We start from the raw sequence: 15187 nt of genomic DNA, 5'->3' as shown, positions 1-15187 counted from the left end.
TTGCACCGGGGGTGCGTTCCAATCGTTCAGGAGATCATACCATGAGTTCGATCCATGCCCCCGGCGGCCAGTCGTCCGCCCATCACGCCCACTCTGCGCCCCGGCAGTTCACCCCGCCCGGCCAGTCGGACCAGCCGGACCGCGTTGGTCCGCCCGATCATGCCAAGGCCTGGGGCTGGCGCGCCAAGCAGGCCGCTGAAACGCCCGCAGAGCCTCCGGCAGAAACCACACCGCCCAAGGGTGTCAATGCGGTGCTGAGCGGCAGCTTTGGCGAAATTTCCATCCGGATTGAAGACCTCGGCGGCGCATTCGACATCGAGGTCACCCGCGAGGACGGCGGGCTGAATGTCGCGACAGACAGCGGCACCGGCGGCGGCGAGATCAGGATTAACTTCGAGAACGGCGAACACGGCGGCCTTGTGGCCCTGTTTGAAACCAATGAAGCGGGCGAGATCACCGTTTCTGTGAGCAATGTCAGCGACAGCGATCCGGCGACCGAGGTCGCGGTCAGCCCGCTTGAGGTCCCCGAAGAGGCCGAGCCCGCGCAGGCGGACACCAGCCTGGCGGAGACCAGCGGCGCGGATATGGAAACCGTCGTTCTGGGTCTGGCCGCAGGCGATCCTGCCCCAACCGGCACCGGCGCCATGTCAGAGTATGACAAGGCGAAAGCATTATTTTCCTGAACAGCGTTTCACGCGTCTCGCCTGACGGACAAATCTTAGGATCTCAGATCAGCAACCCTGCCGCACCCTCATGGCGCAGCAGGGATACTTTTGTTTCGACCCCGCCCCGGCCTGAAAACCCGCCAAGCCCGCTTCCCCCCAGCACCCGGTGACAGGGAATAATGATCGGAATGGGATTAGCGCCGCAGGCATTGCCCACCGCCTGCGCCGAACTGCCAAGAGTCTGCGCCAGCTCGCCGTAGGTGCGCGTTTCGCCAAAGGGAATGGCGGCGATTTCCGCACAAACCGCCTGCTGATAGGCGGACCCTGCCACATCCAGCGGCAGGCTGAAGGTCTCTAACTCTCCCGCGAAATAGGCACGCAGCTGCGCCACTGCCCGGCTCAGCACCTCCTCCGTTGCGGCATCTCCGGCAGGCGCCTGCGTAGGTTCTGCGGGAGTTTCCTGCCAGCGCAGCCGGGTGATCGCCCCATCCTGCGCGGTCACGACCACCCGCCCGACCGGGGTTTTCAGATGCGCGCTCGGCTGCTGCATGCGTTCTGTCCTCTTGCGGTTGTTCACTTTGGGCATTCCCACCCTGCGGCGGGCCGAAGCGGGCCGCAAGCCCGGGCGAGCCGCTCAAGGTGCGAAATGCGCACTTTGGTATAGGTGCCTTATCCCTCTGCCGCTCTCCCCTGCCCAAGCGGGCAGGTGCCAAGCAGTTTAATTAATATGTATTAATGAAGGCACGCAGAGCGGGGTGCCTGCGTCGTGCTGCAATATCCCGGCCTCTGCCACGGACAGCCTTTCGGCCACCTGGAGGAGCAATGACAGGACAGACCAGCTGCACGTCTCGGTAAAGTAAAGGTGGGAACAAGGACATGATTCGACTGGATGCGGCCAACCTGGCCTGGAAACAAAGCTGGTCAGCCAATCAGCCGGTCATGGTCGGCCCAGTGCAGGCTGAAAAGGAGAACGCCAGCCTGTCCGAAAAGATGGGCCTCTCCGAACAATCGGCCTATCGCCTGAAAGCATTGCCCGAGAAGGAAAAGGTTCAAGCCGCGACCGAACAGGTCGATGGCAGCCAGCAGGGTCTGGCCTTCCGGCAGCAGCGCGAAGAGGCCCTGCAAAATTCGTCAAACATGCAGAATAGCAGTGTGAACTCGGTCTTCACTGGTCCAGCCAAGCCGTCCCTGGTGGTACGCGACGCGCAGCAGATGCCGGGGCAACCGGATGCATCACCCTGGGAAAAGGCGCAGGACGACATGCGCCGGGAACGTGTGACGGGCTCTGCCTACGGTGCCCAATCCGAGATTTCCGCCGCTGCCAAGGCACTGTGGCGGCAGTATATTGCGCTGCTGGCCGGCCACCCGGTTGGGCCGCTGCCGATGAACGTCATCAACGCCTGTGCCAATTACAAGGCCGCGCAAAAGGTCGTTGCTGCCTGATTCCCGCTCGCCTACCCCCTCTCCAAAGACCCGGATGTCCGACGAAAAAGCGCCGCCGTTACCCTCAGAAGGCAACGGCGGCGCAATCTGTTTTGGACCCACCCCCGCAAAAGGAGGCGGTACGTCTTAGCTCAGCGCGCTGTCGCAGCGACCGCAGACACCGGCATGGGCATGGGTGCCCACATCCGGCAGGATCTTCCAGCAGCGCTGGCACTTCTCGCCTTCGGCCTTTTCAAACACAACCGAGATGCCGTCGATCTCGGGCATGCGGAAGGCTTCGGCTGGGGCCGGATCGCCGGTCAGAACCACATCCGAAGTGATGCAGATATCGGCAAAATTCACCGATTTCAGCGCCTCCAGAACCTCCGGGTCGCGCAGATGCACCACCGGCGCTGCTTCAAGCGAGGCACCGATCACCTTGTCGGTGCGCTGGATTTCCAGCGCCGAGGTCACCACCCGGCGGGCCTGACGGATCGCGGCCCATTTCGCAGCCAGCGGCTCGTTCAGCCAGTCGGCCGGGGTTTCGGGGATGTCCACCAGATGGACCGAGCTGTCCTCGCCCGGGAAGCGTTCCAGCCAGACTTCTTCCATGGTGAAGACCAGGATCGGCGCCAGCCATGTGGTCAGCCGGTGGAACAAGATGTCCAGAACGGTGCGCGCGGCGCGGGCATTCAGCGTATCGCCATCACAATAGAGCGCATCCTTGCGCACGTCGAAATAGAAGGCCGACAGATCCACGGTGGCAAAGGTGAAGACCGCGGAGAACACGCCCTGGAAGTCGAAGGCGGCATAGCCGGAGCGCACCTTGTGATCCAGTTCCGCAAGACGGTGCAGCACCCATTGCTCCAGCTCGGGCATTTCGGCGGGATCAACGCGCTGGTCCTCGGTGAAATCGCCAAGGCTGCCCAGCATGTACCGCATGGTGTTGCGCAAACGGCGGTAGCTGTCGGCGGTGCCTTTCAGGATTTCCGGGCCGATCCGCTGGTCGGCGGTGTAGTCGGTCTGGGCCACCCACAGACGCAGGATATCGGCGCCGTATTGCTGTACGACCTTTTCCGGCACGATGGTGTTGCCCAGCGATTTGGACATCTTCATGCCCTTCTCATCCAGCGTGAAGCCGTGGGTCACCACGTTGCGGTAAGGCGCGCGGCCCAGGGTGCCACAGGCCTCCAGCAAGGAAGAGTGGAACCAGCCACGGTGCTGGTCGGTGCCTTCCATATAGACATCGGCGATACCATCCTCGGTGCCATCTTCGCGGTCACGCAGCACAAAGGCATGGGTGGAGCCGGAATCGAACCACACGTCGAGAACGTCAAAGACCTGATCATAGGCGTCGGGATCGACGATACCGTCCAGCACCTGCGCCTTGAAGCCGTCCTCGTACCAGACATCGGCGCCCTTTTCGTCAAAGGCGGCGACGATACGGGCGTTGACCTCATCGTTGCGCAGCAGGAAATCGTCATCGGTGGGCAGGGCGCCCTTCTTGGTAAAGCAGGTCAGCGGCACGCCCCAGGCGCGCTGGCGCGACAGCACCCAGTCAGGGCGCGCTTCGATCATCGAATAGAGACGATTGCGCCCGGTCTGCGGCGTCCATTTCACCAGCTGGTCGATCGAGGTCAGCGCCCGTTCGCGGATGGTCTTGCCATAGGTATCGAGCCCGTCGCCCAACTCCTTGTCCACGGCTGCAAACCATTGCGGCGTGTTGCGATAGATGATCGGCGCCTTGGAGCGCCAGGAATGCGGATAGCTGTGCTTAATCTTGCCGCGCGCCATCAGCCCGCCGACCTCGACCAGCTTGTCGATGACGGTCTTGTTGGCATCGCCCTCGCCGCCTTTGCGGTTGAGGATGTATTTGCCACCAAAGAACGGCAGGTCGGCACGGAAGGAACCGTCGTCCATCACGTTGTAGGTGATGACCTGCTTCAGCATGCCAAGGTCACGGTAGAGTTCGAATTCCTCCATCCCGTGGGACGGCGCGCAGTGCACGAAACCGGTGCCTTCGGTGTCGGTCACGAAATCGGCAGCGCGGAAATCGCGGATATCGTCCCATTCGCCATTGCCACCTTCGGCGCCAGCCAGCGGGTGGGTCAGGCCGATGCCAGCAAGATCGGACACCGGCACATCGGCGACGCGGGTGTACTGGTCTTCCTCCAGCCGCGCGCGCTTCATCACGTCAGCGGCCAGGTTATCGGCCAGAACGTATTTGTCGCCCACCTTGACCCAGGATTCCTCTGGCGTGCCGGTCACCTCATAAAGGCCATAGGCAATGTCCTCGCCGTAAACCACGGCCTTGTTCGAGGGCATGGTCCAGGGGGTGGTGGTCCAGATCACCACATAGGCACCTGCCAGTTTGTGATCCGCAGGCTCGGCTACCTTGAACTTCACCCAGATGGTGAAGCTTTCCTTGTCGTGGTATTCCACCTCGGCCTCGGCCAGTGCGGTTTTTTCCACCGGCGACCACATCACGGGTTTGGAGCCCTGATACAGCGTGCCGTTCATCAGGAACTTCTGGAATTCGCCCGCGATCACCGCCTCGGCATGGTAATCCATGGTGAGATACGGATTGGCCCAGTTGCCAGTGATGCCAAGACGCTTGAACTCTTCCCGCTGGATATCGACCCATTCATCGGCAAAGGCGCGGCATTCCTGGCGGAACTCGATGACTGGCACCGCGTCCTTGTTCTTACCCTTCTTGCGGTACTGTTCCTCAATCTTCCATTCGATCGGCAGACCGTGGCAGTCCCAGCCCGGCACGTAACGCGCATCATAGCCCATCATCTGGTGCGAGCGCACGATCATGTCCTTGATGGTCTTGTTCAGCGCGTGACCGATGTGCAGGTGGCCGTTGGCGTAGGGTGGGCCATCATGCAGCGTGAACGGCTCGCGGCCTTCGTTGTTTTCGCGCAGCCGGTCATAGACACCGATCTTTGCCCAGCGCTCAAGCCATGCGGGTTCCCGCTTGGGCAGGCCCGCGCGCATGGGGAAATCGGTCTTGGGCAGGTTCAGGGTGTCTTTATAGTCGGGGGTCTGAGGCGTGTCGGCGCACATCGGTGGCGTCCTTTGAATAGCTGGTCGTCGTCAGGATTATCTGTGGGATATTCGGTTCGGTGCGATGGCTCAAGCACCTTTGCCCGGCGGCTCTTAGGATTCCGTGTTCGGATCAGAGCGCCGGGTACGTAATTCGAATAATGATGGCCGCACGGTGGGACATGCGGGCCTTATAGGGCGCTGCATCAGGAGGGTAAAGCACACAACGTCGCGACACCCTGCGCTGCTGCGCAACATTCTTGCGCCTCAACAGTTGCCGGACACACCCATGCGCTGTATTTACGGAGGAATAATCAATTAAAAAAACACAACACAGGACCCTTTTTAGTGAAAACCTACATTCTACCCGCGCTACTTTCCGCCAGCGTCACGCTTTCGGCTTGCGACACAGCAGAATCCCCCAGCGAAACCTACGCCAGCAGGCTGCAAACCGCAGAACAGCTGCCTGTCTCAAAGAATATCTCGCTGACCGCGGCCGGGAAAAGGCTGCCATTGCAAACGGCGACACAGACCCGGATCAGCTTTGCGCAAAACGAGTTGAACGAAGCCAATCCTCCCATGACCCAAGCGGACTGTACACTGACCAGCTCCGCCTTTTCGGGCGCCCTGCGGGTTCCGGGCAAGGTGAACCTGCCCAGTTTTGGTCGCGCCACACCTCCGATGACCATTGCCTGCACGGATGGCAAAAAGACTGTCACTCAAACCGTCGAAGTAACCAACCTCACTAAGCTCAAGGCCCAGGAAAATGCCGCAGCGCAGGTTCTTTGGGGCGGCGGCCTACTGGGGGCGGCTGTGCTGGCCGGAATGTCCAGTGAACGCGACAAGTCTCTGGACCTCTACGGCTACCCTCCGAAAATCCAGGTCAAGTGACCCGCGTTGCGGATCCGTCAGAAGCAAAGGTTCTGCGGCCCCCGTTGCGGGGCCTCAGCGCGCCAAAAAAATGGAATGTCAGGATAACCTGACAAGGCCTTAAACCGTTTCGCACGCGAAACATTTTCCCCCGCCGGGCAGACACCGCGCCTCAAGCGTGGAACATCAGCCCCACGCCATAGGCCATGGCCGCCGCCGCGCCCCCGATCACCAGCGTTTCCCCGCCCGAGCGCCACCAGGGCGCCAGCGACCAGCGGCTTTTGAGGGCGCCAATGGCAAAGAAACAGCCCATGGTCATCCAGGAGGACACGGTAAAGGCGTTGGAAAGACCGAAGAGGAAGGGCAGCAGCGGCACCATCCCCGCCACCAAAAAGGCAGCAAAGGTAGCAATGGCGGCCTTCATCGGGTGCGGGTCCACCCCGGCCAGCCCGTATTCCCCCTCGATCATCAGATCGACCCAGGTTTCGCGGTTCTTGCAGATCTCGTCGGTGGCCTCGTCTAGCACGCGACCGCTTAAACCCTTGAGCCGCAAGATCTCTCGCACCTCCTCGCGCTCTCCATCCGGGTAGTGATCGATATGATGGTTCTCGACCTGGCGCAGTCTGCGGGCGTCGTCCAGTTCAGCCTTGGTGCCGGAATAGTTGCCTGCCGCCATGGAGAACCCATCGGCCAGCACATTGGCCAGCCCCAGCGCCACAATCACAAAGGGCGACAGCCCCGCGCCCGCCACCCCCGCCACGATGGCAAAGGTGGTGACGGATCCGTCGATGCCGCCATAAACCACATCGCGCAGCACCCCCCGCCCCGGCGGTGCGCCGATCCGGTCCTTGATCTCCTGCGGGCTGTGGCCGTGGTCTGTCATTGCGGGGTCTCCGGGCAGGGCATTTACGCTACCCTATCGCGCCGGATAAAGGGGCGCAGCCCTCAAAAAGAAGACCGCACCCCGTCGTTGTTCTGCCCTCAACAGCAGGGATCAGAAGATGAAATCGCTTTGGTCCAGCTGATCCGCCATGACGCCTTCGAGCAGGATCGAGGTATTGCCAAATTCCACCCGCGCACCGCGCCCCGCATCGCTGATGCTGAGATCGGCAAAATCCATGCCCAAGGTATTGAGGCTGATCAGGTCGATCCCGTCCTCAAAATCGGTGATCCGGTCGCGCCCCTCGCGCATATCGGCATAGACGAACTCATCCCAGCCCGCGCCACCGGTCAGCACGTCGCGGCCATTGCCGCCGGTCAGGACATCATCGCCGCTGTGCCCCTTCAGCATGTCGCGTCCGGCGCCGCCCTCCAGCATGTCATCGCCGCGGTGGCCTTTCAGCATGTCATTGCCAGAGCCGCCGTTCAGATCATCGCCGCCACCGTGGCCCTTCAGGTGGTCATCCCCCTCATCACCGAACAACCGGTCGCTGCCCTTGTTGCCGAAAAGATGATCGTCGCCACCGTCACCGCGCAGCACATCGTTCTGGCTACGTCCCCAGAGCCAGTCATCATCGGCGCCGCCATCGATCCGATCAGTGCCCTTGCCACCATAAATCCGATCATTGCCAAGGCCGCCGTCAAAGACATCGTCCCCCGCGCCCAGACGCACGGTTTCCGAAGCCCGCTGGAACTGGTCCTCAAGGATGTCGAGCGCCTGCGCCCGGTTGGTGCCTTCGATCTCACCCGCGGCCACGGGCAGCAGGCCCACATAGCCATCCTGCGATCCGTTGATCTCGCCGCCGGTCCCGGCGCCGAAGCCCGACCCCACATTTTGCCCATGAATAACGATTTCCCGGTTTTCCATCGGCATCAGATCCGCCGCGGTATAGTCATTGCCGCTGACCGGGCTGAAGAAGTTGCTGTCATCGCCCAGCTCATAGCTCTGGATGAAATTCATCGTGCCGTCCGACCGGGTCATCGGCAGCACCCCGTCGCCATCGGTCAGCGGCAACAGGATGTCGCCATAGGCGGCCAACCCTTCCAGCACTTCGACAAATCCGTCCTGATCCGCATCATCCGCAGTCACCGGCATGCGGGCATCCGAGGGGTTCCCTTCGTCATCAAAGGTGCCATGCACATGCTGGGCGTGGCGCACATCCGGGGTCAGCCCCGCCGCCGAGATCGAGATATTCAGATAGCGGGTACCGTCCTCTTCGGTATTGACCGACAGCAGCGCATCGCCGGTGACGCCCGAATTGTTCATCGCCCCCAGGTCTACCGACCAGAAGGCGTCGGCGCCGCGCAGGAACGTCTCGTAGGATGCATAGGATGAAGCCAGATGGGCCATAGGTATCTCTCCCTTTGTTTGAACCTCTGCCCACAGCCACGAAGCCCGCGCGCAAAAAGTTTCAGCCCCGATGCATTTTTTTTCAAAACGGCTTTGGCCAGCCTACGTCAGCCCCCTTTTCCCGCGCGCCCGGCCCGGCTATTGCTGTCCTTCGAAACCAAAGTCAGGAGCTCCCGTGACCTCCCCCGATCTGCCCACACCCCCCGCACAAGACGCCCCGCTGCGCCGCTTTGACGTCAGCGGCGCCGAGATCGACGAGGTCGTGCGTGTTTTTTATGGCAAGATACGGCAGCATCCCGTGCTGGGGCCGGTGTTCGGCGCCCATGTGACCGACTGGCCGGAACACGAGGAAAAGATCGCCCGGTTCTGGCGCAACGCGATCCTGCGCGAGAAGTGCTACAACGGCAATCCGATGCGGGTGCATGTCTCCCGCCCTGATATCAAGGCCGAGCATTTCCCACTCTGGCTTGATCTGTTTCACAGCGTTCTGAAGGCTGAGCTGCCCGCACAAACCGCGCAAAGCTGGGGCGCCCTTGCCGACCGGATCGGCGAAGGCTTCAGAACCGGCGTCACCGCCATGCGCCAGCCCAAGGATGCCCCGCCCAAACTGTTCTGAGGCGCGGGTCTAGCGGTCTGCGTCCGCCTTTGCCTTGGATCGGGAGAACAGACCGGACAGCGCCCGCTGCACGACCCTGCGGGTCGAAGGGCGGTGGCGCGGGGAAAACGGCATCGGGCGGCAGACCTCCATCGCGGCGATGCCAACCCGCGCCGACAGCGCCCCATTGACCACGCCTTCGCCAAACCGCCGCGACAATTTCGACAGGACCGATCCGCCCAGCACGGATTCCAGCAGATCGTCCCCCGCCGCAACCGCGCCGGTGGCCACCAGATGCGCCAGCACCGCCCGCGTCAGCCGCCAGGAGCCAAGCAGGCCCGAGCGTCCGCCGTAGATCTCGGCCACCCGCCGGATCATCCGCACCGAGGCAACAAGCGCCGTCACCACGTCGGCCAGCGCCAGCGGCACCAATGCCGTCACCGTCGCCACCTGCCGCGCGGCGCCTTCGACCTCCTGCAGTGCGCGCGCATCCAGCGGCGCCAGCAACTCGTCCTCGGCCAGCTGCAACAAGGCATCGGCATCCATCACCTCGGGGCTGCGCTCGGCCAGTCGCACGCGATGCCAGGCCAGATCCGCGCGATCTCCGTAAAACCGCTCCAGCCGCGCCACATAGGCGCGCGCCGCCGTGGGATCCTCCACCGCCGGGATCGCGGCCTGTCGCAGATCGTCAACCCGCTTCAGCCGCGCCAGCGCCAGCCCTTCGCGCAGCAGCATCAGCGCCGCCAGCACCAGCGCCAGCAGCAAAGCGGCAGAGATCGCCCAGCCCAGAACCGGCACCCGTGCAATCAGCCCGGTGGCAAAATCCCAGGCCGCAACGGACACCATCGCGCCGAGCAGTGCCAGAACCGTGCCCCAGAACCAGCGCGACAGCCGCGAGGGAGGCCGGGCCGCCAGCGCCGCAGCCCGCTGCATGGCAGCCGGAGGCGGCCCGCTCGGCACCTCCGGCCCAAGATCGGGAACCGGCGGCGCATCGCTGACAGCGGGGGCCGATTTCTGGTCTTCCTCCAGATCAAAGACGACGGGTCCCTGGCTCATCACGCGGCCTCCTGTTTCGCGGCCTGCCAGGCATAGGAAATATCCGGCAGCCCTTCGTCATTGCGCGCGCCATCGCTGCGCGCCGTCTCAGTAAACCCTTCGCGCAGGTAGAACCGCTGCGCCCTGGAATTGGCCTCAAAGGTCCAGAGGTGCAGATGCCCGCTGGTCCCCTTGGCCGCGTCCAGAAGGCGTTTGCCTATGCCCTGCCCGCGCGCCTCGGGCGCCAGATAGAGGGCGCAGATTTCCGCGCCATCACGGGCCAAAAATCCCAGCACCCTGGCGCCCTCCTCGGCCACGGTGACCCATCCCCGGTCGATCATCACCCCGCAAAAGGAAATCGCCTCGGCCCCGGAATACAGCTCTGGCATCCAGGGCGTTTCTGCCGCAAACCGGTGCAGGATATCGCCAATCGTGCCCGCATCCGTCGGGCGCGCCGGGCGCAATTCAAGGCTCATAGACGATCTCCGATCAGGAATTCGGCGGCCCGGTCCAGTCGGATATGCGGCAGGCCATCCCCGGGTCTGAGGCTCAGGGGCGCAGGCGCAAAGGCCATGCTCTGATAGTCTCCCTCCAGCCACCTCTCAGCACCCTGCCGCGCCGGGGTCAGCAGCTTGCCCGGATCCTCGGGCAAAGCGCCGGGGTAGAAGGCCGCTTGCCGCCCACCCTCCAGCAATGTGCCGCGCACGCAGGGCAGCTCCTGTCCCTGATGGGCGCGCATTTCCTCGGTCGTGGTCCGCAAAGAGGCCAGCGACAGAGCCGCCGTTTCCGCCCCGGCAAAGCGGGCGCGGTCCTGCGCCTCGCGTGTCAACGCCTCGATGATCGCGGTCAGCTGCGGATGCTGGACGTGGTGCAAATGGTCCGCCTTGGTGGCGGCGAACAGGATCTTCTCCACCCTTTTGCCGCCCAGGATCCGGGTCAGGAACCGGTTGCGCCCGGGCCGGAAGGCGCCAAGGATATCCGCCATCGACTGGCGTAGATCCTCGACCGCGGGCGGGCCGGAATGGATCGCCCCCAGCGCATCGACCAGCACCACCTGCCGGTCGATGCGGGAAAAGTGGTCGCGAAAGAAGGGTTTTACCACCCGCGCCTTATAGGCCTCGTAGCGGCGCGCCATTTCCCGCCGCAGACTGCCACGCGGCGGGCTGCCCTCCCGGGCGGCAAGCGGCGCAAAGGTCAGCACCGGTGAGCCTGCGAGATCACCCGGCAGCAGGAACCGGCCCGGCGTGCAGTCATAGAACCCGGCATTTCGCGCGGCGTTGAGGTATTCGGTGAAGGAGGCCGCCAGCGCCTGTGCCTGCCCCTCGTCATGGGCGGCATGCGCATCGGTGGCCCCTGCGGCCGCAAGGAACCCCTGCGCCTCTTCCCGCCCTGCGATCCGGGCCAGCACTTCGCCGGACCACTGATCAAAGCTCTTGTCCAGCAGCGCCAGATCCAGCAGCCATTCACCCGGATAATCCACGATATCCAAATGCAGCACCCGGGGGCCCTGCAACCCGGCAAGCAGCCCCGAGGGCCGCACCTTCAGGCTGAGGCGCAGTTCGGAAACGGCGCGGGTGCTGTCCGGCCAATGCGGATCAGCCCCGGTGAGGGCGGCCAAATGGGATTCATAGTCGAACCGCGGCACGGTGTCGTCGGGCTGGGGTTGCAGATAGGCAGTCTCGATCCGCCCATCCCGCGCCGCCGATAGCTGCACCATGCGGCCCCGGTTCATCAGATTGGCCACCAAAGAGGTGATAAAGACGGTCTTGCCCGCCCGCGCCAGCCCGGTGACGCCGAGCCTCAGGCTCGGTTCCAGAAAAGTCTCCGACAGGCTGCTGCCCAGGGCCTCGACCCGGCGGGCTGCGCTGTCGGCTAGGGATGTCAGTACCACGCGCCTGCCTTTGTCCTGTTCTGCTGTACTCTGCTCTGCTTGGTCGCTCCGACGGCCGGGCCGCTGCCCCCAAGATAGGCAGGCTCCGATCAGGATACCAGTGCCCGATGCAGCAGGCCAAGGCCCGCCGGGGCAAAGGACTTGCCTTGTGTCCCGCACCGCGCTACTGCCGCGCCATGCCGCGTTTTGCTCTCAAAGTCGAATATCATGGGGCGCCCTTTGCCGGCTGGCAAAGGCAGAAGGAACACCCGTCCGTGCAGGGGGCGATCGAGGCTGCGCTGGCGCGGCTGGAACCCGGGGATCACACCATCGCCGCCGCCGGGCGCACCGATGCCGGAGTGCACGGGCTGGGCCAGGTGGCGCATTGCGATCTGCAGAAAAACTGGGATCCCTTCCGCCTGTCAGAGGCGCTGAACTTCCACCTGAAGCCCAATCCGGTCGCCATCACCGCCTGCGCAAGGGTCGCCGATGACTGGCACGCGCGGTTCTCGGCGGTAGAGCGGCAATACCTCTTCCGCATCCTGATGCGCCGCGCCCCGGCCACCCATGAGGCAGGCCAGGTCTGGCAGGTGCCGCATGAACTTGATGCCGAGGCAATGCAGCAGGCCGCAGATCACCTGATTGGGCACCACGATTTCACCACCTTCCGCTCCACCATCTGCCAGGCCGCCAGCCCGGTCAAAACCCTGGATGAGCTGACGGTGGAACGGGTCGATGGCTTCACCGGACCGGAAATCCATTTCCACGTGCGCGCCCGCAGCTTTCTGCACAATCAGGTGCGCAGCTTCGTCGGCACGCTGGAACGGGTCGGCGCAGGCAGCTGGTCCGCCGCCGACGTAAAGGCAGCACTTGAAGCCCGCGATCGCGCCGCCTGTGGCCCGGTCTGCCCCGGACATGGCCTCTATCTGGCCCGCGTCGGTTACCCCGATCCGGTCTTTGCCGCCGAATAACCAAAACGCCCCACCAGGGCACGAGGGGACAGGCTCCCGCGCCTTTTCCCTGAAACACAGATGCCAAGCAAAGCCTTGGGCCGGGCGCCGCTGACGCGGCGCGGTTCCGAGCCTCACGCGCCGGGTCAAGGGCGGCTCTGCCGCCGCGCGGCACGCGCGGTTTACCCTTGAGGCGGCATTTCAAACTCACAATCGAAGGCGCGCGTTCAGGGCAGACCTGCCCCTGAACCGCTTCCCCAGCAGCCCTGCGCCGCGCCAGCGGCGCCACGCCCAACTGTGCGGAGCATTCGCAGAATGCTGCAAACAGGCGGGAGAGCCCCTGCCCCACCGCAACCTCAGGTGGGCGGGTGCAGCACCAAAGTCTGCAAGGCGGTTGCGACCGGCCCTTTGGTGTCCTGCAAGACCGACTGCGACATGCCGATGCCGGTGCCGTGCCAATGCGACACGGAATCGGAGGCCAGCCAGTCGCTTTCCGGGGCGCGGTGCACATGCAGGGTCAGGTCGGTGTTCATGAAGCCCATTTCGGCCGGACGCGCGTTCCAGGAAATGCCATTGCCGCAATCGGCAAGCGCGCAGAGCGACTGGATCGGCGACTGCTCCTCTCCCTCCAGAAGCGTCGTCGTGCGCATCCACATCGCCTTAGGGCCAGGGCCAAAGCCCGCCCCCGGTGGATAGGCAACATCCAGAAACTGCCCGAAATAGGGCCTGTCGTGCAGCCCGGCGCCGATGGTGAAATCGCCGGGCGTGGCCTCCTCCAGCAGCAGGGGCGTGACCGGCGCCGTCGGCACCTGACCCAGATCCTTCTCGACCAGATGCATCGAAGAAGCCCGCACGCAGAGCGTTCCGTCGTCATCGTGGACAGTCACCGAAGTGGTTGCCAGCGTCCGGGTGTGGCGGGTGGTTTCCGCCACCACCCAAAGCCCCGCCAGCGGCAGGGGGCGCAGGATGTCGAGGGTGAGCCGGGTCAGCATCTTGCCCGGCCCCACCGCCTGCTCTGCCGCCCGCGCCACCAACCCGGTGACCGGACCGGCGTGGCAATGATCCGGGGACCAGGGGCCCCGGGCCGGGTCATTGCCGACAAAGGCGCCATCGGCGCGCTGGGAAAAGAACGGCGCCGCCGACAGGGCGTTCGACGACTGCGCCTTTGACATCAGGTTCAGACCTTTTCCTGCGTGTATTTCTTCAGCTCGGTCCGTGCCACCTGACGGCGGTGCACCGCGTCCGGCCCATCGGCAAAGCGCAACGCCCGCTGCCAGGTCCAGCCCATGGCCAGCGGCGTGTCCTGAGAAATGCCCTGACCGCCGTGCATCTGCATCGCCTCGTCCAGCACCTTCAGCGCAACGCGCGGGGCAACCACCTTGATCTGCGAGATATGCGGCGCCGCGGCGCGTGCATCGCCCTGATCCATCATCCAGGCGGCCTTGAGGCACAGAAGCCGCGCCATCTCGATCTCCATGCGGCATTCGGCGATGATATCGTAGTTGGCCCCCAGCTGCGCCAGCTTCTTGCCAAAGGCTTCTTTCTCGAGCGAGCGGCGGCACATCAGCTCCAGCGCCGACTCGGCCTGACCAATCGAACGCATGCAGTGGTGAATGCGGCCCGGTCCAAGGCGCCCTTGGGCGATCTCGAAGCCACGTCCTTCGCCGACCAGCAGGTTCTCGGCCGGAACGCGCACGTTGGTGAAGCGCAGATGCATGTGGCCATGGGGTGCATCGTCGTGGCCAAAGACCTCCATCGGGCGCAGGATCTCGATGCCCGGCGCATCGGCAGGCACCACGATCATCGAATGGCGCCCGTGCTTGGGCAGATCATCACCGCCGGTTTTCACCATCACGATATAGACCTTGCAGCGCGGATCACCTGCCCCGGAGGCCCAGTATTTTTCACCATTCAGGACATAGTCATCGCCATCGCGCACGCAGGACATGTCGATATTGGTGGCATCGGACGAGGCGACTTCCGGCTCGGTCATCAGATAGGCGGAGCGGATTTCCCCCTCCAGCAGCGGCGCCAGCCACTCTTTCTTCATCTTCTCGGTGCCGTAGCGCTCGAAGACTTCCATATTGCCGGTATCGGGGGCTGAACAGTTGAACACTTCGGAGCCCAGCGGCGTCTTGCCCATTTCCTCGGCAAAATGGGCATATTCCACGGTGGTGAGGCCAAAGCCACGGTCGCTGTCGGTCAGCCAGAAGTTCCACAGACCGGCAGCTTTCGCCTTGGCCTTCAGCCCTTCAAGGATCTCGGCCTGACGCTCGGTATAGGTCCAGCGGTCGCCCTTGCCGATCTCAGCCTGATACTCGGCCTCCAGCGGCATGATCTCATCACGCACCATCGCCGCGACCCGGTCCAGCAGCTTGCGGTTCTCGTCCCGCATCCCAAAATTCATATCCATGACCTTCCTCCCTGCGCCTTTCGCTTTGG

Annotated in this window: 14 protein-coding genes; 5 read left to right on the top strand and 9 right to left on the bottom strand. The window is 63.8% G+C overall.

The features are described from left to right. Window positions 1–41 precede the first annotated feature (41 nt). Window positions 42–683: a hypothetical protein gene (locus SM765_RS07085; protein ID WP_274837633.1), complete on the top strand. Its 642-nt coding sequence runs from the start codon at window positions 42–44 to the stop codon at window positions 681–683. A 43-nt stretch (window positions 684–726) separates the two neighbouring features. Here the strand turns inward: SM765_RS07085 and SM765_RS07080 are convergent, their stop codons facing one another. Next, window positions 727–1215, bottom strand: a complete 489-nt coding sequence (locus SM765_RS07080) for a methylated-DNA--[protein]-cysteine S-methyltransferase (protein ID WP_274837632.1) — start codon at window positions 1213–1215, stop codon at window positions 727–729. Window positions 1216–1541: 326 nt separating this feature from the next. On the opposite strand from SM765_RS07080, the gene SM765_RS07075 reads away from it, so the two are divergent. Then, window positions 1542–2108 (top strand): hypothetical protein, encoded by a 567-nt coding sequence (locus SM765_RS07075; protein ID WP_274837631.1) that lies wholly within the window; start codon window positions 1542–1544, stop codon window positions 2106–2108. A 126-nt stretch (window positions 2109–2234) separates the two neighbouring features. On the opposite strand, the gene ileS is transcribed toward SM765_RS07075, so the two are convergent. Beyond that, window positions 2235–5156 (bottom strand): isoleucine--tRNA ligase, encoded by a 2922-nt coding sequence (ileS, locus tag SM765_RS07070; protein WP_274837630.1) that lies wholly within the window; start codon window positions 5154–5156, stop codon window positions 2235–2237. Between the two features lie 327 nt (window positions 5157–5483). On the opposite strand from ileS, the gene SM765_RS07065 reads away from it, so the two are divergent. Continuing rightward, entirely contained in the window at window positions 5484–6026 is a 543-nt protein-coding gene (locus tag SM765_RS07065) for a hypothetical protein (RefSeq protein ID WP_274839000.1), read from the top strand. Between the two features lie 151 nt (window positions 6027–6177). Here SM765_RS07065 and SM765_RS07060 read toward each other — a convergent pair whose 3' ends face one another. Continuing rightward, window positions 6178–6888, bottom strand: a complete 711-nt coding sequence (locus tag SM765_RS07060) for a VIT1/CCC1 transporter family protein (RefSeq protein ID WP_274827710.1) — start codon at window positions 6886–6888, stop codon at window positions 6178–6180. Window positions 6889–6999: 111 nt separating this feature from the next. Continuing rightward, the gene (locus SM765_RS07055) at window positions 7000–8295 is read right to left on the bottom strand and encodes a calcium-binding protein (RefSeq protein WP_274837628.1); all 1296 of its coding nucleotides are present in this window, start codon (window positions 8293–8295) and stop codon (window positions 7000–7002) included. A 175-nt stretch (window positions 8296–8470) separates the two neighbouring features. Between SM765_RS07055 and SM765_RS07050 the strand changes: the two genes are divergently transcribed. Beyond that, window positions 8471–8911 carry a group III truncated hemoglobin gene (locus tag SM765_RS07050; RefSeq protein WP_274837627.1) on the top strand — a complete coding sequence of 147 codons (441 nt, stop codon included), beginning with the start codon at window positions 8471–8473 and terminating at the stop codon, window positions 8909–8911. Between the two features lie 9 nt (window positions 8912–8920). Here SM765_RS07050 and SM765_RS07045 read toward each other — a convergent pair whose 3' ends face one another. From SM765_RS07045 to SM765_RS07035, 3 genes are read right to left on the bottom strand one after another with little or no spacing between them, the layout of a single operon-like run. Further along, the gene (locus tag SM765_RS07045; protein WP_274837626.1) at window positions 8921–9946 is read right to left on the bottom strand and encodes a YcjF family protein; all 1026 of its coding nucleotides are present in this window, start codon (window positions 9944–9946) and stop codon (window positions 8921–8923) included. Beyond that, complete coding sequence (locus SM765_RS07040) at window positions 9946–10401, bottom strand: GNAT family N-acetyltransferase (protein ID WP_274837625.1); 456 nt, start codon at window positions 10399–10401, stop codon at window positions 9946–9948. The genes SM765_RS07045 and SM765_RS07040 overlap by 1 nt, the downstream gene beginning before the upstream one ends. Next, window positions 10398–11816, bottom strand: a complete 1419-nt coding sequence (locus tag SM765_RS07035) for a YcjX family GTP-binding protein (RefSeq protein WP_274837624.1) — start codon at window positions 11814–11816, stop codon at window positions 10398–10400. Before SM765_RS07035 ends, SM765_RS07040 begins: the two co-directional genes overlap by 4 nt. Before the next feature lie 176 nt (window positions 11817–11992). Between SM765_RS07035 and truA the strand changes: the two genes are divergently transcribed. Then, a complete protein-coding gene (gene truA / locus SM765_RS07030; protein ID WP_274837698.1) occupies window positions 11993–12766 on the top strand; it encodes a tRNA pseudouridine(38-40) synthase TruA in 774 nt (257 codons plus the stop codon). A gap of 335 nt (window positions 12767–13101) precedes the next feature. On the opposite strand, the gene SM765_RS07025 is transcribed toward truA, so the two are convergent. Both SM765_RS07025 and SM765_RS07020 read right to left on the bottom strand, forming a co-directional pair. Continuing rightward, a complete protein-coding gene (locus SM765_RS07025) occupies window positions 13102–13917 on the bottom strand; it encodes a thioesterase family protein (RefSeq protein ID WP_274837623.1) in 816 nt (271 codons plus the stop codon). A 5-nt stretch (window positions 13918–13922) separates the two neighbouring features. Beyond that, window positions 13923–15158 carry an acyl-CoA dehydrogenase family protein gene (locus tag SM765_RS07020; RefSeq protein WP_274837622.1) on the bottom strand — a complete coding sequence of 412 codons (1236 nt, stop codon included), beginning with the start codon at window positions 15156–15158 and terminating at the stop codon, window positions 13923–13925. Window positions 15159–15187 lie beyond the last annotated feature (29 nt).

The organism is Pseudophaeobacter sp. 1A09344, from assembly GCF_041008745.1.
Lineage (GTDB): Bacteria > Pseudomonadota > Alphaproteobacteria > Rhodobacterales > Rhodobacteraceae > Phycobacter > Phycobacter gallaeciensis_A.
Note: the sequence above shows the minus strand (reverse complement) of the source record. Positions and strands in the feature narration are given on the sequence as shown.

What these genes read in the sequence shown, in the direction of transcription:
- SM765_RS07075 (WP_274837631.1), top strand. Translation starts at nt 1,542, where the DNA reads ATGATTCGACTGGATGCGGCCAACCTGGCCTGGAAACAAAGCTGGTCA.
- ileS (WP_274837630.1), bottom strand. Translation starts at nt 5,156, where the DNA reads ATGTGCGCCGACACGCCTCAGACCCCCGACTATAAAGACACCCTGAAC.
- SM765_RS07020 (WP_274837622.1), bottom strand. Translation starts at nt 15,158, where the DNA reads ATGGATATGAATTTTGGGATGCGGGACGAGAACCGCAAGCTGCTGGAC.
- SM765_RS07045 (WP_274837626.1), bottom strand. Translation starts at nt 9,946, where the DNA reads ATGAGCCAGGGACCCGTCGTCTTTGATCTGGAGGAAGACCAGAAATCG.
- SM765_RS07060 (WP_274827710.1), bottom strand. Translation starts at nt 6,888, where the DNA reads ATGACAGACCACGGCCACAGCCCGCAGGAGATCAAGGACCGGATCGGC.
- SM765_RS07055 (WP_274837628.1), bottom strand. Translation starts at nt 8,295, where the DNA reads ATGGCCCATCTGGCTTCATCCTATGCATCCTACGAGACGTTCCTGCGC.
- SM765_RS07080 (WP_274837632.1), bottom strand. Translation starts at nt 1,215, where the DNA reads ATGCAGCAGCCGAGCGCGCATCTGAAAACCCCGGTCGGGCGGGTGGTC.
- truA (WP_274837698.1), top strand. Translation starts at nt 11,993, where the DNA reads ATGCCGCGTTTTGCTCTCAAAGTCGAATATCATGGGGCGCCCTTTGCC.
- SM765_RS07040 (WP_274837625.1), bottom strand. Translation starts at nt 10,401, where the DNA reads ATGAGCCTTGAATTGCGCCCGGCGCGCCCGACGGATGCGGGCACGATT.
- SM765_RS07085 (WP_274837633.1), top strand. Translation starts at nt 42, where the DNA reads ATGAGTTCGATCCATGCCCCCGGCGGCCAGTCGTCCGCCCATCACGCC.
- SM765_RS07025 (WP_274837623.1), bottom strand. Translation starts at nt 13,917, where the DNA reads ATGTCAAAGGCGCAGTCGTCGAACGCCCTGTCGGCGGCGCCGTTCTTT.